Below are 19,920 nucleotides of genomic sequence, written 5' to 3'. Positions count from 1 at the left end.
TGGAGCGTTCACCGTGCGGACCGCAGGCGCGGAAAGTGATCACGTAGGGTGACCGGCATGGAGGCGGCAGGCGTGGCGGCTCGCGGGGCGGAACTCCGCAGAGCCATGGGGTGGGAGCACCGGCGCAGCCTGGTGCTGGACGCGGTGCTGGCGCTGCTGTCCGGGGTGGAGTTCGCGGCCGAGCTGCCGATGTTCGCGCAGCGGTTCGGCGTGCCCGTGTGGGTGTCGACCGTGCTGGGGTTCCTCCTGGGCGCCTCGCTGCTGGTGCGGCGGCGCTGGCCGGTGCAGCTGGTGCTGCTCTCGGCGGCGACCTCGCCGACGTCGTCCGGCTATCTGCTGGGGATCGTGGCGCTGTACTCGCTGGGCGTGTACTGCCGCGACCGGCGGATGGTGCTGGGCGTGGGCGGGATCGCGCTGGCGGCGGCGCTGGTGGTGGTCTTCACCGTCGACCTTAGGCAGCGCGGCGGGGCGGCGGCGCATCTGCCGCTCTGGCAGTGGACCGTGATCGGCCTCCTGATGACGGTCGGCGGGATCGTCACCCCGGTGCTGCTGGGCCTCTACTCGGGTGCCCGGCGCCGGCTGGTGGCCGGTCTCCAGGAGCGGGCGCGGGCGCTGGAGGCGCAGCAGCGGCTGCTGGCCGAGCGGGCCCGGACGGAGGAGCGGGCGCGCATCGCCCGGGAGATGCATGACGTGGTGGCGCACCGGGTGTCGCTGATGGTGGTGCATGCGCGGGCGATCGAGGCGGTGGCGCCGCGGGACGCCGGACGGGCCGTGGAGAGCGCCAACCTGATGGGCGAGATCGGGCGGCAGGCGCTGGACGAGCTGCGGCAGATCCTGGGGGTGCTGCGGTCGGACGGGGCCGCGGCGGCGCCGGTGCTGGCGGACGTGGAGGCGCTGGTCGCGGAGTCGCGGGCGGCGGGGATGGACGTGGTGCTGGAGGTGCGCGGGGAGCCGCGGCGGATGCCGGGTGACGTCGAGGGGGCGGCGTACCGGGTGGTGCAGGAGGCGCTGACCAATGTGCACAAGCATGCGGTGGGGGCGGCGGTGCACGTCGCCGTCGCGTACGGGGACGGGGTCGCGGTGACGGTGGTGAACGCCTGCCCGCCGGGGGCGGGGGGCGCGCTGCTGCCGAGCGGGGGGAACGGGCTGCGGGGGATGCGGGAGCGCGTGGAGGCGCTCGGCGGGCGCTTCGCGGCCGGGGCGACCGAGGAGAGCGGCTTCCGGGTGCACGCGGCGCTGTGACGGCCCCGGCCGCGGGTCGCGGTCGGCGCTAGGCGAACAGCAGGCGCAGCGGTCTGCGGCCCAGGACGAGGGTCGTGACGGCCTCGGCCGTGGTCTCGCCCAGCAGCCACTCGCCGGTGTGGTCCAGGCTGTGCACGCGGCCGGACTCGTCGATGGCGAGCACCGCCTGCCCGCCCTCCTCCTCGCCGAGCGGCGCGACCCGCGAGCCGAGCGAGCGTCCGAAGTCCGTGAAAGTGCGCGGCAGATGGAGGCCGGCCAGCGGGTCGATCCGGAAGCCCGTGCGGGCCACCTCCACCCCCGGCCCGTCCAGCCGCAGGGCCAGCCCGCCCCACTCGGCCCACGCCTCGACCGCGGCCGGGAAGATGCTGTGCCGGTGCCCGTCCTCTCCGCTGTGCGCCGTGAGGCGGTCCGCCCATGCCTCGGCCTGCTTCATGTTCCACTGCCCGGGAAGCCAGCCGGTGGCCCGGAGGAGCTGCTCGACCTCGCCGGGAATCTCTGTCGATGCCACCCGAGAACCGTAATGGACCGAAGTCGGCCATGATCATCGGATCCCGGAATTGATCGGGGTTTCTCCCCGGTTTCAGGGAATTGATCAGGATTCGACCGTTCTGACCCCGAGATGTTCCAGCAGCGCCGCGCACGACCGGCACGGCGCCTGGTACGTGCCGTGGTCGGGGTCGCCGGTCTCGCGTATCCGCCGCAGCGTCAGCTTGGCGCCCTTCAGCGCCTTCCGGGCGTCCTGGTCGGTGAACGGCTTGCGCGCCGCGCGCCGTCCGCGGCCGGCCTCCGCCTCGGCGAGGTGCCGGGAGAGCAGCACCGCCTCCGGGCAGCGGCCCACCCAGCGCTCCCGCGCCCGCACCGGCAGGGCGTCCAGGAACTCGGCGATGACCGGGTGCAGCGTGGGAGGCTCGCTCTCCTTGCCGGAGGCGGCCGTGCGGGTGCTGCCCTTGACCGACAGCGCCGCGGCCACCGTCGGCAGCAGGCTCTCCCTGGGTCTCACCAGTAGCGGGCCCGCCGCCGCCCCCTCGGTCGTGCTGGTGCTCACGGGTGTGCGTCCTCCCCGGACCGCCGTCCTCGCTGGTCCTCGCCCAGTGACGATACCTCTCGCAACCCCCTTGGCAGGCCCGGGTATTTCTTAAATAGCCGCCACCTCGCGCGGGTGTGCGGGCTAGCGTGGTCGCACGGCTACGAGGCGTCAGGGGGAGGCGCGGGGAAGGGGCGACGGTGGGCGCTGTCTCGCTCGCGGGGGCCCGCTGCCTGGTCACGGGCGGCGCGGGCACCATCGGTTCCGCGGTGGTGGACGGCCTGCTGCGGGCCGGCGCGGCCCGCGTCACCGTGCTGGACGACTTCAGCCGCGGCCGCCGCGCCAACCTCGAGCCCGCCGGCCGCCGCGGCCTGCGCGTCGTCGAGGGCGATGTGCGCGACCGCGCGCTGGTCGACCGGCTGATGCCCGGCACCGACGCCGTCTTCCACCTCGCCGCGCTGCGCATCACCCGGTGCGCCGCCGAGCCGCGGCTCGCGCTCGGCGTGCTGGTCGACGGCACGTTCGAGGTGGCCGAGGCGGCGGCGGAGGCCGGGGCGGGCCGGCTGGTCTTCTCCTCCTCCGCATCGGTGTACGGGGCGGCCGAGGAGTTCCCCACGCCGGAGAGCCACCACCCCTGGGCGGACGACACCCTCTACGGCTCGGCGAAGGCCTTCGGCGAGGGGATGCTGCGCAGCCTGGCGGCCACCCGCGGGCTGGACGCCGTCTGCCTGCGCTACTTCAACGTCTACGGGCCGCGGATGGACGTCCACGGCCGCTACACCGAGGTGCTGGTCCGCTGGATGGAGCGGATCGCGGCGGGCCGGCCGCCGCTGCTGCTCGGCGGCGGCGCCCAGACACTCGACCTGGTGCATGTCGCGGACGTGGCCCGCGCCAACCTCGCCGCGGCGAAGGCGGAGTTGGGGCCGGGCGCGCCCCGGGCGTTCAACGTCGGCGCGGGCGCGGAGGTCCCGCTGCGCGAGCTGGCCGGGCGGCTGGCGGCGGCGATGGGGGCGGAGGGCATCGGGGTGGAGCACGGCCCGGCGCGCGGCGCGGGCGGCGGGGTGCCGCGCCGGCGGGCCGACACCGCCCTGGCGCGCGCCGCGTTGGGCTGGAAGCCGGAGATCGGGTTGGACGAGGGGCTGCGCGGGCTGGTCGCCTGGTGGCGGTCGGCGACGAAGGGTGCACGGTCATGACGGAGCTGCAGGAGGCCGTTGCGGCCGGGGCAGTGGACGAGGCGACCGACGGAGCGACGAGCAGGGCGCCGGAGGCGGCCCCGGACGGGGCGGGGCGGCCCGCCGAGCCGCCGGTGCCGCTGATGGTGCCGTGGCTGGGCGAGGAGGAGGCGCAGGCCGCCGCGGAGGCGGTGCGCTCCGGCTGGGTGGCGCAGGGCCCGCGGGTGGCCGAGTTCGAGCGGTGCTTCGCCGCCGCGGTCGGCGCGCCGCACGGGGTGGCCGTCTCCTCGGGGACGACGGCGCTCCATCTGGCGCTGCTGGGTGCCGGGGTGGGGCCGGGCGACGAGGTGGTGGTGCCGTCCTTCTCCTATGTGGCGACCGCCAACGCCGTCCGGCACGCGGGCGCCGAGGTGGTCTTCGCCGATGTGGAGGAGGCGACGGGCAATCTGGCGCCGGCCGCCGTCGCCCCGCTGCTCGGGCCGCGGACGCGCGCGGTGGTCCTGGTCGACCAGGCCGGCGTCCCCGCCGATCTGGACGCCATGAGGGCGCTGTGCGATCCGCGCGGGGTGGCGGTGGTGGAGGACGCGGCGTGCGCGGCCGGATCCCTGCTGCGCGGGTGTCCGGTGGGCGCGGGCGCGGAGTTGGCGGCGTTCTCCTTCCATCCGCGCAAGCTGCTCACCACCGGCGAGGGCGGCATGGTGCTCTGCGCGGACGGGGCCGTCGCGGAGCGGCTGCGGCGGCTGCGCGAGCACGGCGTCAGCGCCGGCGCGCTGGCCCGGTTCCGGGCCTCGGGCGAGGGCCGGGCGGTGGTGGAGAGCTACGACGAGGTGGGCTTCAACTACCGGATGACGGACATCCAGGCGGCCGTCGGGCTGGTGCAGCTGGGCCGGCTGCGGGCGGCGGTCGCCGAGCGGCGGCGGCTGGCCGAGGCGTACCGGCTGCTGCTCGCCGAGGCGCTGCCGGGCTGGCGGATGGTGGGCGATCCGGCGTTCGGCGAGGGCAACTACCAGTCCTGCTGGGTGCTGGGGCCGGACGGCTTCGGGCGCGCCCGGCGGGACGCGGTGCTGGGCCGGATGGCGGCGGCCGGCGTGGCGGCGCGGCGCGGCATCAGCGCGATCCACACCGAGCCGGCCTACCGGGGGACGGGCGTGCGCGGGGCCGGCCTCCCGGCGACCGAGCGGCTCGCCGACGGGTCGCTGGTGCTGCCGCTCTTCCACGGCATGGGCGCGGCGGTGCAGCGGCGCGTGGTGGCGGCACTGGCGGACGCGGCCCGCGGCTGAGCGGGCCCGGCCCGCGCCGGCGGCCCGCGCGCGCCGCCGCACCCCTGCGGCCCGAATCCAGAGCACCTTCAGAAGTTGACGCGTCCGGGACGGAACCATCGGCGGGCGCGACGGCGTCAGCACAGCCGAGGGATTCGGAGGGGAGAGCGACGTGGCCGGCCCGCCGGTCTCGTCCGTGAATCGCGCCCCTCGCCCGGGTTTGGGCGGGGGCGCGATTCCGCATGCGGGGATCCACATCGCGGAGCCCCATGTCACAAGTCGTTCGGGACGTCCTAGGCTGGGGCAACAACCAGTGACGATGACAGGTGTTCAGGGACAGAGCAGCATGGGGGCAGTGATGACGCCAGGCCGGCCCGGAGCCGTGACGGCGCCCAATCTCGCGTATGCGGGACAGGTCGTGCACTTCCCCGACCCGGTCCGCCACGCCCAATTCCCGGACGGCGTGCGGATCGACGACCGGGGTTTTCCGAACTTCTCGCCGTACGCCCGCGCGGCGGCCGAGATCGACGACCCGCCGCAGGGCTTCGGCGTGGACGAGCTGCGGCTCACCGACTACGTGTCGGCCAACGCCGTGCTCGCCGCGTCCGGCCACAAGCTGTGGGAGGGCCTGGACTGCCCGGTCGCGACGCCGATCGGCTGGACGTGGCACCACGTCCCCGGCAGCCGGCGCCTGGAGCTGGTGCCGACGCCCGTCAAGGCGCTGCTGCGCCACCACGGCGGCGTCGCCACCAGCGCGGCCGACCAGGGCAAGCGCGGCACCCGCCCGCTGCAGGACCCGCGCCCCGCGCACCTGCGGCTGCCGGAGGGCCCGCAGCCGGTCAGCGAGCAGCAGGTGCGCTCCCTGGAGGAGTCGCTGGGCTACCAACTGCCCGGCCCCTACCGGGCGTTTCTGAAGGTCGCCGGGGGCTGCACGCCGGTCGGCACCGCCCTGGACCCCGCCCACGGGATCCTCGTCGACCAGCCGTTCCTCACCCTCCGCGGGCAGCACTCGCTCGACGACCTGCACTACGTCAACAAGTGCCTGCGCGAGTTCCTCACCAAGGACTACCTGGGCATCGCCTATGTGCAGGGCGGCCTGCTGGCGCTCAAGGTCAAGGGCGAGGGCGCCGGTTCGGTGTGGTTCTCGCCCTGGGACGACGCCCGGGACTACGACGGCTACCCCGTCGAGCAGCGGGTGCGCGAGCTGCTGCTGCCGTGCGGCGACGACTTCGACGATTTCCTGACCCGGCTGGCGGGCCGTCCCCCGGAGCTGGAGACCGTGGCCAAGCTGATGGTGGACGGCGGATTCGCCCGCGCCGTCCCGGTGGAGGTGCGCTGAAGTGGCCGACCTGGCAACGGCGCGGGAGCGCGCCGAGACGTGGATCAACGGCGAGGTGCCGTCCTATCTCAAGCGGACGGTCCGCCTGCAGGAGTTCTCCGGCGGCTTCGTGGCCTGGGGCGAGACCCCCGGCGGCGGCTCCGAGGCGGAGGGCGCCCGGATGCGGATGGTCGTCGACCGCTCGAGCGGCGAGGCCACGCTGTGGCCGGGGCTGCCGGTCGACGAGGTGATCCGCCGCTGGGAGGAGTCCTACGGCCACCGTGAGGCGCCGCCGGAGCCGGTCGCCCCGGAGTCGGCGCGCTCGACCGCGGAGGCCACCTCGTTCCTGATCCGGCCGCCGGAGCTGGGCGGGCCCCAGCCCGCGCCGTCGCCGGTCCCGCCGACTCCGGCACCGATGTCGGCACCGATGTCGCCCCCCGTGCCGCCGCCCGTGATGCCGCCGGCGCCCGAGCCCGGGCCCGCCCCGGCGTTCGAGCCGGAGCCGTCGTTCGGCGGGTCGTCCGGGCTGTCGTTCGCCAAGCCGTCGCCCGCGGCCCCGGAGCCGGAGGGCTCGCTGCCGATGCCGCCGCCCCCGGCGCCCGCGCCGTTCGCGCCGGCCGCCGAGGAGTCCTTCGGCACGGGCTCGTCGGGGCTGTCGTTCGCCAAGCCGGCGGGGGAGGCCTCCGGTGCGGTGCCGCCGCCGCTGCCGGCGCCGGGTCCGGCTCCGTCGCTGGACGGGGGCGCCTCCGGGCTGTCGTTCGCCAAGCCGGCGGGTGAGGAGGGGGCGCGTCCGACGCCGCCGCCTCCGCCGCCGTTCGCCTCGCAGGGCGGGGACTCGCTGGGCGGTGCCTCGTCCGGCGGCCTGTCGTTCGCCAAGCCGACCGGGGAGCCCGAGCCGCTGGGCGGTGACAGCTCGTCGGGGCTGTCGTTCGCCAAGCCGGCGGGGGAGTCCGGTGCGGTGCCGCCGCCGCTGCCGGCGCCGGGTCCGGCTCCGTCGCTGGACGGAGGCGCCTCGGGGCTGTCGTTCGCCAAGCCGGCGGGTGAGGAGGGGGCGCGTCCGACGCCGCCGCCTCCGCCGCCGTTCGCCTCGCAGGGCGGGGACTCGCTGGGCGGTGCCTCATCCGGCGGCCTGTCGTTCGCCAAGCCCGCCGGGCAGCCGGCGCCCGAGGAGTCGTCCTCGCGCTCCTTCGCCCCGCCCGAGCAGGCGTCCGGCGCGCCCGTGCCGCCGCCCCCGCCCGGCCCGGTCGGCGGCGGAAGACGCCCGCCGTCCTCCGAGGCGGCCACCGAGCTGATGCGCCCGGACAGCATGCCCGGCCTCACCCCGCCGCCCGCCGCCCCGCAGGAGGACGAGGAGGAGGGCCCGCAGCAGCTCCCCACCATGTTCGCCAGCCCGCTGCCGGACGACGGCCCCGAGCCGCCGCCCGCGCCGCCGGCCACCGTGCTCGCGCCCCCGCCCGGCCCCGCGCCGAGCCTCTCGCCGGCCCCGCCGGCGCCCGGCCCGGCGCCCGGCCCGGCGCCCGAGCCGACGGGGACGTCCGCCGCGCCGCCGCTGCCGCGCACCACGCTGGAGCCGCGCGTCGAGGAGCCCCCGGCGGCGCCGCTGCCCGCGATGCCGCCCGGCACGCCCGCCGTCGGCCCCGGCTACCTCGCAGTGCTCCGCTACCGGGCGCAGGACGGCAGCGAGCAGCAGATCATCCACCGCAGCGAGCTGGGCAAGCCGCACCCGGAGTGGCGCATCCTGCACGAGCTGCGGCAGCAGAACGTGCAGCCGCACCAGGTGCTGGAGCTGCACACCGAGTTGGAGTGCTGCTCGCTGCCCGGCGGCTACTGCAGCCGGATGGTGCGGGAGACCTGGCCCAACGTGCGGGTCAGCCACACCGCCCCGTACGGCCGCGACCACGCCTCCCGCCAGCAGGGCGTCCAGCATCTGCAGGAGCACCACGGCGAGCTGGCCACCCACGCCGAGGCGCCGCAGCGCCCGGCCGCCGTCCGGGTGCCGCTGCCCGCGCCGGGCTCGGTGCAGAAGGAGCAGCTGCCGCCGCCCGAGGTGCTCACCCAGCAGCTTCAGGCCGCGTTCGGCCCGCAGCGGGTGCACCGCTGGGAGCAGCGGGCCGTGGCGCGGCAGGGCGTGCCCGAGGTGGTCGCCCATGTGCTCGTCTGGGTGGGCCTGCCCGCCGAGTTCGCGCCGTTCTTCTGGCCGCAGGCGCAGCCGGGCCGCCCGGTGCCGACCCTCGGCGAGCTCGCCCAGGAGCAGGGCGTGCAGGCCGGCCCGAACGCCGCCACCTACCTGGTGCTCGGCAACGACTGGGGCCGCCAGCTGTGCGTCGAGTACGGCACGGCGCACATCGTCGCCGTCGACATGCAGGGCGGTCCCGAGCAGGACGCGCCGCGCTTCGTCAACAGCGGCATCGTGGAGTTCGCGCGCTGCCTGGCGATCCTCGGCGAGATGTGGCCCCTGCGGCTGGGCCTCAACCCCTACGAGGCCGGACGCTGGACGACGGATCTGCAGGCCCGCCTCGTGGCGGCCGACCCGCAGGCGATGTCGGCGCCGGACACCTGGTGGGCGGTGCTGGTGGAACAGATGTGGGACGGGTTGCTCTGAGGGGCACGGGTGTACGGCAGGGCGGGTCCCCCCGACTCGCCCTGCGTCGCCGACCGGTGACGCAGCATCACGATCGGTGACCGACTCGTCACCGGCCTGCGCATTACCCCGGAGCGCTGCGAGACTGGGGGCAGGACGGCAGGCAACGGCACCGGCAAAAGGCAGGGAAGACATGAGCGACGCCGCTTCACCGCACGGTCTGCGTGTCGAGAAGCGCGGCGGCTACCACCGCGAGCAGGTCGACGAGTACCTCGCGCGGCTGTCCGCCGACCGGGACGGCCGCTGGCAGCGGGTCTCGGAGTTGGAGAAGCGGATAGCGCAGGCGGAGGAGCGGCTCGCCGCGCTCCGGCGCCACAACGAGGAGATCGTCCCCGAGTACGACGCCCTGGGCAGCCGCGCGCAGCGGATCCTGGGCCTCGTCGAGGAGCAGGCCACCGCGCTGCGGCAGGAGGCCGAGGCGGCCGCCGAGCGCGACGACGCGACCGCGCGCGACGAGGGCGAGGCCGCGCTGAACCGCGCCCGCGAGGAGGCGGACGCGTACCGCGCCGCGGCCGACGAGCGCGGCGAGGGCGTCGTCGAGCTGGCCCGCCGGGAGGCCGGCGGGCTCACCGACGAGGCCACCGCGGAGGCGTCGCGGCTGCGCGACGAGTCCGCGGCGGCGTACCGCTCGGCGCGCGAGGAGACGGCGCGGACGGTCGCGGAGTTCGAGGAGGGCCTGAAGCGGCGCTCCGAGGAGCAGGACACCGCGGCGCGGCGCAAGGCGGAGGAACTGGACGCCCGCATCGAGGGGCTGACGCGGCGCGCGGAGGAGATCCTGGCGCGGGCCGAGGCGGAGCGGACGGCGGCGGAGCAGCGCTCGCGCGAGCTGGAGGAGTCCTCCGAGGCGGAGGCGGAGCGGCTGGGGGCGGAGTCGCGGGAGCGGGTCTCCTCGATCCGGTCGCAGAGCGAGCGGTCGCAGCGCGAGCATGTGCGGCGGGTCGACGCGATCAACTCGCACCTGGACCACATCAAGCAGATGCTGGCGACGCTGACCGGGGCGGGCGCGGCGAGTGCCGCGGCGGCGGCGATGGAGGCGGAGGCCGACGCCGGGGCGGCGGCGGAGGCGGCGGCGCCGGTCGAGGACGAGGTGCCGGCCGAGGACAAGACGATGGTCTTCGAGACCGACGCTCCGATCGACCCCCGCAGGGCGTACCGCGGGTAGCAGCCGGGACGGCGGCCGCCCGCCCGGCGCGGTGCCCTGTCCGCGCCGCCCCTCCGCCCCGGCACCCCACCCGGGGCGGGCGCGGCGCGAGCGCCGTCGGCGGCCGCCGGGCCCGCGCGCGAAGCGCCGCGGCTTCGCCCGGCGCCCCACCCGGCTCTGGGTCACCAGGTGTGCGGTCACCCCGCGGACCCCGGGTGGGGTGCCGGGGCGGAGGGACGGCGACGCAGCGGGCGGCGTCTCGGCGTACGCTGGGACGGCGATCCCACCCGACACCCCCCTTCCGCGAGGTGCCGGGCGATCCGCGTTGCGCCCGCGTCGCCCCGTCGCGCCCACGTCCAAACCGAGAGGTGCCGCACCCGACCATGAGCCTCAACGGTCTCCTCGACGTCCTCGCGGAGGACCCCGCCCTCGCCGAGGCCACCGCCGCCGCCGGCCGCGGTGACCGCCCGCACCTGGACCTCATCGGCCCGCCCGCCGCCCGCCCCTTCGCGCTCGCCGCCGCGGCCCGCTCGGGCCGCCCCGTGCTGGCCGTCACCGCCACCGGGCGCGAGGCGGAGGACCTGGTGGACGCCCTCGCCTCGCTGCTGCCCCCCGACACCGTCGTGGAGTACCCGGCCTGGGAGACGCTCCCGCACGAGCGCCTCTCGCCGCGCTCCGACACCGTCGGCCGCCGCCTCGCCGTCCTCCGCCGGCTCTCGCACCCCGCCGAGCATGGCGGGCCGGTCTCGGTGGTCGTCGCCCCCGTCCGCTCAGTGCTCCAGCCGCAGGTCGCCGGCCTCGCCGAGCTGAAGCCGGTGGCGCTCAAGGCCGGCCAGGACGTCGCTCTCGACGACACCGTCGAGGCGCTCGCCGCGGCCGCCTACACCCGGGTGGAACTCGTCGAGAAGCGCGGCGAGTTCGCCGTCCGCGGCGGCATCCTGGACGTCTTCCCGCCCATCGAGGAGCACCCCCTTCGGGTGGAGTTCTGGGGCGACACCGTCGAGGAGATCCGCTACTTCAAGGTCGCCGACCAGCGCTCCCTGGAGATCGCCGCGGACGGGCTCTGGGCGCCGCCGTGCCGTGAGCTGCTCCTCACCGACCAGGTGCGGGCCCGCGCCGCCGAGCTCGCCGAGGAGCACCCCAACCTCCGCGAGATGCTCGACAAGATCGCCAACGGGATCGGCGTCGACGGCATGGAGTCGCTCTCCCCGGTCCTCGTCGACCGGATGGAGCTGCTCCTCGACGTGCTCCCCGCCGGCGCCCTGGTGGTCTCCTGCGACCCCGAGCGGATCCGCACCCGCGCCGCCGACCTCGTCGCCACCTCCGCCGAGTTCCTGCACGCCTCCTGGGCGGCGGCCGCCGGCGGCGGCGAGAGCCCCATCGACCTGGGCGCCGCCAGCCTCTGGCCGCTCGCCGAGGTCCGCGCGCACGCCGCCGAGCTGGGCATGCCCTGGTGGTCCGTCAGCCCGCTGGTGCAGGACGCGGAGCTGGCCGCCGAGGACGACAACGGTGCCGACACCCTCACCCTGGGCCTCCACGAGGCCTCCCCCTACCGCGGCGACACCGCCCGCGCGCTCGCCGACACCAAGCAGCGCCTCGCGGACGGCTGGCGCTGCGTCTTCGTCACCGAGGGCCACGGCCCCGCCTCCCGCCTCGTGGAGGTGCTCGGCGGGGAGGGCGTGCCGGCCCGCCTCGCCTCCGCGGACGGCCGGGCCGGCGACCTCGCCGGGCCGCCCGAGCCGTCCGTCGTCCTCGTCGCCACCGGCGGCATCGACCACGGCTTCCTCGCGGAGGAGCTGAAGCTCGCCGTCCTCACCGAGACCGACCTCGCCGGGCAGAAGTCCTCCACCAAGGACATGCGCCGGATGCCGTCCCGGCGCCGCAACGCCGTCGACCCGCTGACGCTCAACCCCGGCGACTACGTCGTCCACGAGCAGCACGGCGTCGGCCGCTACATCGAGATGGTGCAGCGCACCGTGCAGGGCGCCACCCGCGAGTACCTGGTGCTGGAGTACGCGCCGGCCAAGCGCGGCCAGCCCGGCGACCGGCTCTTCGTCCCCACCGACCAGCTGGAGCAGATCACCAAGTACGTGGGCGGCGAGTCCCCGTCGCTGCACCGCCTGGGCGGCGCGGACTGGACGAAGACCAAGTCCCGCGCCAAGAAGGCCGTCAAGGAGATCGCCGCCGACCTGATCAAGCTCTACTCGGCGCGGATGGCGGCGCCCGGCCACCCCTTCGCCCCCGACACGCCCTGGCAGCGGGAGCTGGAGGACGCCTTCCCCTACGCGGAGACGCCCGACCAGCTCTCCACCATCGCCGAGGTGAAGGGCGACATGGAGAAGCCGATCCCGATGGACCGGCTGGTCTGCGGCGACGTCGGCTACGGCAAGACCGAGATCGCCGTGCGGGCGGCGTTCAAGGCGGTGCAGGACGGCAAGCAGGTGGCCGTGCTGGTGCCCACCACGCTCCTCGTCCAGCAGCACTTCTCGACGTTCTCCGAGCGCTACGCCAACTTCCCCGTCGTCATCAAGGCGCTCTCCCGCTTCCAGACGGACACCGAGGCCAAGGCCGTGCTGGAGGGGCTGCGGGACGGCTCCGTCGACCTGGTCATCGGCACCCACCGGCTCTTCTCCTCGGAGACCAAGTTCAAGGAGCTGGGCCTGGTCATCGTCGACGAGGAGCAGCGCTTCGGCGTGGAGCACAAGGAGCAGCTGAAGAAGCTCCGCGCCAACGTCGACGTGCTGACGATGTCGGCGACGCCGATCCCGCGGACGCTGGAGATGGCGGTCACCGGCATCCGCGAGATGTCGACGATCACCACCCCGCCGGAGGAGCGCCACCCGGTGCTCACCTTCGTCGGCCCCTACGACGAGAAGCAGATCGCCGCCGCGATCCGCCGCGAACTGCTGCGCGAGGGCCAGGTCTTCTACATCCACAACCGGGTGGAGTCGATCGACAAGGCCGCCAAGCGCCTCGCCGAGCTGGTCCCCGAGGCGCGGATCGCCACCGCGCACGGGCAGATGTCGGAGACCGCGCTGGAGAAGGTGGTCGTCGACTTCTGGGAGAAGGAGTTCGACGTGCTGGTCTCCACCACGATCGTGGAGTCGGGCATCGACATCTCCAACGCCAACACCCTGATCGTGGAGCGCGGCGACACCTTCGGCCTCTCCCAGCTGCACCAGCTGCGCGGCCGGGTGGGCCGCGGCCGGGAGCGCGGCTACGCCTACTTCCTCTACCCGCCGGAGAAGCCGCTCACCGAGACCGCGCACGAGCGGCTCGCCACCGTCGCCCAGCACACCGAGATGGGCGCCGGCATGTATGTGGCGATGAAGGACCTGGAGATCCGCGGCGCCGGCAACCTGCTCGGCGGCGAGCAGTCCGGGCACATCGCCGGCGTCGGCTTCGACCTGTACATGCGGATGGTCGGCGAGGCGGTGGCCGAGTTCCGCGAGGGCCTGTCGAAGGGCGGCGATGCGGCGGCCGCCGAGGAGGAGCTGCTGGAGGTGAAGATCGAGCTGCCGGTGGACGCGCACGTCCCGCACGACTACGCGCCCGGCGAGCGGCTGCGGCTGCAGGCCTACCGGTCGATCGCCTCGATCTCCACGCCCGAGCAGATCACCCAGGTGCGGGACGAGCTGGCGGACCGCTACGGCCCGCTGCCCGAACCGGTGGAGAACCTGCTGATGGTGGCGGATCTGCGGATGCTCGCCCGGCGCTGCGGCATCACCGACGTCACGCTGCAGGGCCCCAATGTGCGCTTCGGCCCGGCCGAGCTGCGGGAGTCGCAGGAGCTGCGGCTGAAGCGGCTCTACCCGCGCTCGGTGATCAAGCGGGCGACGCACCAGCTGCTGGTGCCGCGGCCGGCGGCCAAACAGATCGGGGCGAAGCCGGTGGCCGGCCGCGAACTCCTCGCCTGGACGCGTGAGTTCCTGACAGCCATCTTCGAGGAGCTCGCCGTCAAGGACGGCTGAGGACGGCCCGGCCCGGCGGGACTCCGCCGGGCGGGCCGCTACCGTTGGCGGCATGGCACTTGCACTGACCGCGGCGCTGCTCGCCGCGGCCTGTTTCGGGGTGGCGACCGTCCTCCAGGCGATCGGCGTGCGCGCCAACGGCGCCGTCCGGGCGATGGTCTCCGCACCGTTCATCGGCGGCCTCGCCCTGGACGGCCTCGGCTTCGTCTTCGAGCTGGTGGCGCTCCGGATGCTGCCGCTCTACCTGGTGCAGGCCGCCGTCGCGGGCAGCCTGGCGGTCACCGCCGTCACCGGGGCGGTGCTGCTCAAGTCGCGGCTCGGGCGCGCCGAGTGGGGCGGCGTCATCGCGGTCTGCGCCGGGCTGGCGCTGCTCGGCATCACCTCCGGCGAGGAGGGCCACCGCCACCCCGGCCCGGCCGTGCACTGGGTCGGGCTCGGCGTCGCCGCGCTGCTGGGCGTGCTGGGGCTGCTCGCCGCCCGCGGGCTGAAGGGCGCCGGACGGGCCGCGGTGCTCGGCGCGATCGCCGGCCTCGGCTACGGCGACGTCTCGCTGTCGGTGCGTCTGCTGCCCGAGCTGCACATGCCGTTCTGGTCCGGGACGGTGCTGCCGCTGCTGCGGGAGCCGGCCACCTATGCGCTGATCGCCTCGGGGGCCGTCGCCTTCGCCCTGCTCGCCCAGTCACTGGTCGGCGGGCGGGTGGCGGTGGCCACGGCCGGCCTGGTGCTGGGCGAGACCGCGGTGCCGGCGGTGCTGGGCGTCTGGCTGCTGGGCGACACCACCCGCCACGGCATGGTCCCGATCGCCGTCCTCGGCTTCCTCCTCGCGGTCGCCGGCGCTCTCGCCCTCGCCCGCTTCGGCGAGGTCGACGCCCCCGGCGACGCGCCCCGTGAGGGGAACGAGGAACCGCGCGAGGGAGCCCAGATCACCGGTCAGCCGGCGGCGGACCGCGAGTCGCACGGCGAACCTCCGTCCCAGTAGTAGATCCGGCGAAGCATTGCGCATAGCCTCGTGAGCCGAGTCACAAGCTGCATCGACCCGGGAGGTCGCATGTCCGCTCGTCGCACGTGTTCGCTCGCCGTCCTCGCCTGCGCGGGCATGCTCGCGCTCAGCGGCTGCGGGGGGACGCCCCACCCGGGCGCCGCCGCGGTGGTCGGCGGCCACCGCATCACCGTCGCCGCCGTCCAGTCCCAGGCGGGGCAGCTCCGCGGCGCGGTCGGCGCCGACGCCAAGACCGTCAACCTGCCGCGCTTCACGCTCAACCGGATGATCAACGACCGGGTGCTGGACCGGGCCGCGACCGCGCAGGGCATCACCGTCCAGGCTTCCGACTGGCGCCGCCTGGAGGCGGCCGACGAGAAGACGGTCGGCGGCCGCGCCGCGCTCGAGCAGACGCTCCTTCAGCACGAGGGCCTGCTGCCCGGCCAGATCGACGACTTCTACCGCCAGCAGGCGGAGTGGCAGCAGCTGCAGGCCTCCACCGGTCAGCCGGCCGGCAGCAAGGCGGCGGCGACCGCCGGACGCAAGATCCTCGCGGACACCGCCGCCGGGCTGCACATCGACATCAACCCCCGGTACGGATCGTGGGACGTGGCGAAGATGCAGCTGGGCAAGGCGTCGGAGCCGTGGCTGAAGCAGGCCTGATCGCGTGACGAGGGGATCGCGGTAGGTTCGGGCGTGTGAGTGACAACAACCCGGGCCGGCTCGTCCTGCTCAGCACCACCCATCGCGTCGCCCCCGGCCTGCTCTCCTGGCCGGCCTGGCGGACGCTGCACGAGGCGGCGGCGGTGCGGGTCGCCGACGAGGGCCACCCGCTGCTGCCGGCGCTGCGCGAGGCGGACGTCGCGGTCGAGGTGGGGCCGTGCGCGGCGCTCGCGCTCCTGGAGGAGGCGCGGGCCGCGGACGGCGACGTGGTGTGGGTGCTCGGCGCGGACGGCGAGCCCGGGCTGGTGACGGGGCTCGCCTCGGCGGCGGTGCGCGGCGAGACGCTGCCCGAGGTGGAGATGCTGCCCGCGTCCTACGACCTGCCGGGCGCGCGGCTGCTCGACCTGGTCGCGGTGATGGACCGGCTGCGCTCGCCGGGCGGGTGCCCGTGGGACGCGCGGCAGACGCACGCCTCGCTGGTGACGTATCTGATCGAGGAGTGCTACGAGCTCGTCGAGGCGATCGAGGACGGGGAGCGGGCGGATCTGCGCGAGGAGCTGGGGGATGTGCTGCTCCAGGTGGTCTTCCACGCGCGGATGGCGGAGGAGGACGAGGACGAGCCGTTCTCCATCGACGATGTGGCGGGCGGGATCGTCGAGAAGCTGATGAACCGTCATCCGCATGTCTTCGGGGATGTGGTGGCGGACTCGGCGGACCAGGTGGCCCGCAACTGGGAGCAGCTCAAGGCGGAGGAGAAGGGGCGGGCGTCGTCGATGGACGGCGTGCCGATGGCGCAGCCGGCGCTGTCGCTGGCGGGGAAGCTGATGTCGCGCGCGGAGAAGGCGGGGGTGGCGGTGGACGTGCCGCGGGGCGGTTCCGCGGCGGACGGCGCCGCGCTCGGGGATCTGCTGCTGGGCATCGTCGCCGACGCGCGCGAGCGGGGCCTGGACGCGGAGGCGGCGCTGCGCGGGGCGGCGCGCCGGTACGCGGAGCGGGTCCGCGGGGCCGAGCGATGACGCCGTTGCCGCCCGGGGTGGGCGCGGTGCAGGCGCCGTCGGTGCCTCTCGGAGCCGGGGCGGAGGAGCGGCGGGGGTGGCCCGCCACCGAGCGGGAGGCGCTGGCCGAGCAGGCGCGGCTCAGGCCGCTGGCGGTGCTCGACGCCGAAGGCCCCGCGCGCCCGCGCACCCTCGCCGGCCTGGACGTCGCCTACGCCGGCACCGGCGGTCCGGAGGACCGCGTCGCCGGAGCCGTCGTCGTGCTGGACGCGGCGACGCTCGACGTCATCGAGGAGGCCACGGCCATCGGCCCGGCCCGCTTCCCCTACATCCCCGGCCTCTTCGCCTTCCGCGAGGTCCCCGTCCTGCTCGCCGCCCTGGCCAAGCTCACCGCCCCGCCCGACCTGCTGCTCTGCGACGGCCACGGGCTCGCCCACCCCCGCCGCTTCGGCCTCGCCTGCCATCTCGGCGTCCTCACCGGCCTGCCCACCGCCGGCGTCGCCAAGACCCGCCTGATCGGCACGCACGCCGAGCCCGGCCCCGAGCGCGGCGACCACGCCGACCTCGTCGACGAGGCGGACGGCGCGGTCCTGGGACGCGTCCTGCGCACCCAACGCGGCGTCAAACCCGTCTACCTCTCGGTCGGCCACCGCGTCGGGCTGGACGACCTCACCCGCCACGTCCTCGCCGCCGCGCCCCGCTACCGCCTCCCGGAGACGACCCGCCGCGCCGACCGCCTCTGCCGCGACGCCCTCGACGCCGACACCCGCAACGCCGACACCCGCAACGCCGACACCGAAGCCCGCGCATGACCGAGCTCTTCACCCGCGCCTTCGCCGACGACCCCTACCCGGCGTACGCCGCCCTCCGCCGCGACGCCCCCGTGCACCGCACCACCCTCCCCAGCGGCGTCGACGCCTGGCTCGTCAGCCGCTACGAGGACGCCCGCTCCGCCCTCGCCGACCCGCGGCTGAGCAAGAACCCCGACACCCACAGCCGCGCCGCGCACGCCGCCGGCAAGGTCGGCATCCCGGGGGAGCGCAGCTCCGGCCTGATCACGCATCTGCTCAACATCGACCCGCCCGACCACACCCGGCTGCGCCGGCTCGTCTCCCGGGCCTTCACCCCGCGCCGCGTCGCCGCCTTCGAGCCGCGCGTCCAGGCGCTCGCCGACGGGCTGCTGGACGCCTTCGCCGCCCGCGGCAGCGCCGACCTGATCCACGAGTACGCCTTCCCGCTGCCCATCTACGCGATCTGCGACCTGCTCGGCGTCCCGGGCGAGGACCAGGAGCAGCTGCGCGACTGGGCCGGCCAGATGATCCGCCACGGCGCCCGCGCCCCGCGCGGCGGCGTCGCCCGCGCGGTGAAGCGGATCCGCGGCTACCTCGCCGAGCTGATCCACCGCAAGCGCTCCGACCTCGGCGACGACCTGATCTCCGGGCTGATCCGGGCGAGCGACCACGGCGAGCACCTCACCGAGTCGGAGGCCGCCGCGATGGCGTTCATCCTGCTTTTCGCCGGCTTCGAGACCACCGTCAACCTGATCGGCAACGGCACCCGCGCGCTGCTCGACCCCGTCCACGGCGCCCAGCGGGCGGCCTTCGAGAAGTCCGTCGCGGACGGCGACGCCGCCGCCCAGACCGCCGCCGTCGAGGAGCTGCTGCGCTTCGACGGACCGGTGGAGATGGCCACCTGGCGGTTCGCCAGGGAGGACCTTGTTCTCGGCGGACCCGGCGGACCCGGCGGGCCGCGCATCGCGGCCGGCGAGCCGGTGCTCGTCGTGCTCGCCGCCGCGGACCGGGACGGCGCCCGCTTCGCCGATCCGGACCTGCTGGACCTGGCCCGCGCCGACAACCCGCACCTCGGTTTCGGCCACGGCATCCACTACTGCCTGGGCGCCCCGCTGGCCCGCCTGGAGGGGCGCGTCGCGCTCGCCGCGCTCTTCCGCCGGCTGCCCGACCTGGAACTTTCCGCCGACCCCTCCGAGCTGCGCTGGCGCGGCGGGCTGATCATGCGCGGGCTCCGCGACCTGCCGGTCTCCTTCGCCCCTTTGTCCGGGTTGCTCCATGGACCTGACGGGGAGTCCTGACATGTGCTCACTAAGCGGACGCGATGCCGCCGCTGACGAGGCGTCACCTTAAGCCATTCTGAAGTGATGCGCGTGTGACGATTGCTATACAGGCTTGTGATCATCTGAGTCAGTCGTTACCGTTCCCGTTGGCCTGCACCCGCGGGCCCTGCCGCCGGACCGCCCAATCCTGCCGTCGGCGGCAGGCAGACAGGGCGCACCGACAACCCGAAGGCAGGAGCGGGGGAACCAACGTTCCCGCCGGCCGCAGACCCGCTGTCCGCACGGACAACGGGCAGGCGGACGGCTTGGGGTGAAGCCGAGTCAGGCCCTCGGGCCGGGCCCGGCCGGGCCATCCTCCCGGCCCGAACCCGACAGCTCACCTCGCAGGCGTCGGAGAGGGACGGAACGTCCATGCTGCAGTCCGGAAACGGGCGACACCGTCGCCCCAGGCCGGTCAACCGGGTCGTGCTCAAGGCGGGCGTCGCCGGAGCGGGAGTCGCACTCCCGCTGCTGGGCGTCACCACCGCGCACGCCGCGGACTCCACCACCTGGCAGAAGGTGGCGGACTGCGAGAGCGGCGGCGACTGGACGCTCAACTCGAGCAACGGCTTCTACGGCGGCCTGCAGTTCACCCAGTCCACCTGGGAGGCCTTCGGCGGCACGCAGTACGCCGAACGGCCCGATCTGGCCACCGAGTCGCAGCAGATAGCCGTGGCCGAGAAGGTCCTCGCCGAGCAGGGTCCGGAGGCGTGGCCGGTGTGCGGCGCCACGGCCGGCCTCTCCGACGACGGCAGCGGCGGTGACGGCTCGTCCGCCTCGCCGTCCCCCAGCTCCTCGCCGTCCTCCTCGGCCTCCCCGTCCCCGTCCTCCTCGTCGTCCTCCTCCGGCGGCGACCAGGGCAAGCGGCACCACGGGCACTCCGGCGGCAGCGGCTCGGACGACTCCTTCCCGTCCCCCTCCGCCACCCCCTCGCAGACCGGCACGCCCACCCCCACGCCCTCGGCGACGTCCCCCTCCACGCCGCCGTCGACGTCCCCCGGGCAGGGCGGCGGCAGGCACGCCGGACCGTCCGGTGACGGCGGCAGCACCGGCTCCGACGACGGCGGCCAGGGCGGCGGCAAGCACGCCAAGGGCGGCGCCGAATACACCGTCAGGCCCGGCGACAACCTCTGGGACATCGCGCACAGCCACGGTGTCGACGGCGGCTGGAAGAACCTCTACCGCGCCAACAAGTCGACGGTGGGCGACAACCCGTCGCTGATCCTGCCGGGCCAGCACCTCGCTCTGGACGGGGCCGACGGCTCCGACGGATCGGACTCCTGACCGACGCCCCGGCGAGCGGGCCCGACGTCCCATCACCCGGCGGGACGCGGGTCCGCGCACCGGCCCGTCCGCGGCCGGTTAGGCTCGTGTCCGCAGTACGTCTGCGAAACGAGCATCCACT

15 protein-coding genes and 1 riboswitch are annotated in these 19,920 nt (G+C 75.4%); of the genes, 13 read left to right on the top strand and 2 right to left on the bottom strand.

Translation table 11 applies throughout. From position 1 onward, the window contains the following. Positions 1 to 57: 57 nt before the first annotated feature. Entirely contained in the window at positions 58 to 1,242 is a 1,185-nt protein-coding gene (locus BIV57_RS03875) for a sensor histidine kinase (RefSeq protein WP_071655230.1), read from the top strand. 28 nt (positions 1,243 to 1,270) lie between these two features. Here the strand turns inward: BIV57_RS03875 and BIV57_RS03870 are convergent, their stop codons facing one another. Both BIV57_RS03870 and BIV57_RS03865 read right to left on the bottom strand, forming a co-directional pair. Next, a complete protein-coding gene (locus BIV57_RS03870; protein ID WP_071655195.1) occupies positions 1,271 to 1,750 on the bottom strand; it encodes an SUKH-3 domain-containing protein in 480 nt (159 codons plus the stop codon). Positions 1,751 to 1,834: 84 nt separating this feature from the next. Beyond that, a complete protein-coding gene (locus BIV57_RS03865; protein WP_071655194.1) occupies positions 1,835 to 2,287 on the bottom strand; it encodes a YwqJ-related putative deaminase in 453 nt (150 codons plus the stop codon). Positions 2,288 to 2,466: 179 nt separating this feature from the next. Here BIV57_RS03865 and BIV57_RS03860 point away from each other — a divergent pair, with 179 nt between their 5' ends. The 12 genes from BIV57_RS03860 (at position 2,467) to BIV57_RS03805 (ending at position 19,799) form a co-directional block, all read left to right on the top strand. Next, a complete protein-coding gene (locus BIV57_RS03860; protein ID WP_071655193.1) occupies positions 2,467 to 3,459 on the top strand; it encodes an NAD-dependent epimerase/dehydratase family protein in 993 nt (330 codons plus the stop codon). Continuing rightward, a complete protein-coding gene (locus BIV57_RS03855) occupies positions 3,456 to 4,718 on the top strand; it encodes a DegT/DnrJ/EryC1/StrS family aminotransferase (protein WP_245797411.1) in 1,263 nt (420 codons plus the stop codon). Before BIV57_RS03860 ends, BIV57_RS03855 begins: the two co-directional genes overlap by 4 nt. 337 nt (positions 4,719 to 5,055) lie before the next feature. Further along, entirely contained in the window at positions 5,056 to 6,036 is a 981-nt protein-coding gene (locus BIV57_RS03850) for an HNH endonuclease (protein WP_071655192.1), read from the top strand. Position 6,037: 1 nt separating this feature from the next. Further along, complete coding sequence (locus BIV57_RS03845) at positions 6,038 to 8,617, top strand: SUKH-4 family immunity protein (RefSeq protein ID WP_071655191.1); 2,580 nt, start codon at positions 6,038 to 6,040, stop codon at positions 8,615 to 8,617. A 172-nt stretch (positions 8,618 to 8,789) separates the two neighbouring features. After that, positions 8,790 to 9,818, top strand: a complete 1,029-nt coding sequence (locus BIV57_RS24875) for a coiled-coil domain-containing protein (protein ID WP_071655190.1) — start codon at positions 8,790 to 8,792, stop codon at positions 9,816 to 9,818. Positions 9,819 to 10,180: 362 nt separating this feature from the next. Beyond that, positions 10,181 to 13,768: a transcription-repair coupling factor gene (gene mfd, locus BIV57_RS03835; RefSeq protein ID WP_071655189.1), complete on the top strand. Its 3,588-nt coding sequence runs from the start codon at positions 10,181 to 10,183 to the stop codon at positions 13,766 to 13,768. 52 nt (positions 13,769 to 13,820) lie between these two features. After that, on the top strand, positions 13,821 to 14,747 hold the full coding sequence (locus BIV57_RS03830; protein WP_071655188.1) for a hypothetical protein: 927 nt from the start codon (positions 13,821 to 13,823) through the stop codon (positions 14,745 to 14,747). Between the two features lie 69 nt (positions 14,748 to 14,816). Continuing rightward, entirely contained in the window at positions 14,817 to 15,410 is a 594-nt protein-coding gene (locus BIV57_RS03825; RefSeq protein ID WP_071655187.1) for a SurA N-terminal domain-containing protein, read from the top strand. Positions 15,411 to 15,445: 35 nt separating this feature from the next. Continuing rightward, positions 15,446 to 16,426 carry a nucleoside triphosphate pyrophosphohydrolase gene (locus tag BIV57_RS03820; protein ID WP_071655186.1) on the top strand — a complete coding sequence of 327 codons (981 nt, stop codon included), beginning with the start codon at positions 15,446 to 15,448 and terminating at the stop codon, positions 16,424 to 16,426. A gap of 41 nt (positions 16,427 to 16,467) precedes the next feature. Next, on the top strand, positions 16,468 to 17,217 hold the full coding sequence (locus BIV57_RS03815; RefSeq protein ID WP_071655228.1) for an endonuclease V: 750 nt from the start codon (positions 16,468 to 16,470) through the stop codon (positions 17,215 to 17,217). Then, a complete protein-coding gene (locus BIV57_RS03810) occupies positions 17,214 to 18,494 on the top strand; it encodes a cytochrome P450 family protein (protein WP_071655185.1) in 1,281 nt (426 codons plus the stop codon). The genes BIV57_RS03815 and BIV57_RS03810 overlap by 4 nt, the downstream gene beginning before the upstream one ends. 187 nt (positions 18,495 to 18,681) lie before the next feature. Beyond that, positions 18,682 to 18,881: riboswitch (cyclic di-AMP (ydaO/yuaA leader) on the top strand. 6 nt (positions 18,882 to 18,887) lie between these two features. Beyond that, positions 18,888 to 19,799, top strand: a complete 912-nt coding sequence (locus BIV57_RS03805) for a LysM peptidoglycan-binding domain-containing protein (RefSeq protein WP_175548650.1) — start codon at positions 18,888 to 18,890, stop codon at positions 19,797 to 19,799. Positions 19,800 to 19,920: the final 121 nt, after the last annotated feature.

This window comes from Mangrovactinospora gilvigrisea (genome assembly GCF_001879105.1).
Classification (GTDB): Bacteria; Actinomycetota; Actinomycetes; order Streptomycetales; family Streptomycetaceae; genus Mangrovactinospora; species Mangrovactinospora gilvigrisea.
This window is presented reverse-complemented; position numbering and strand designations above follow the sequence as displayed.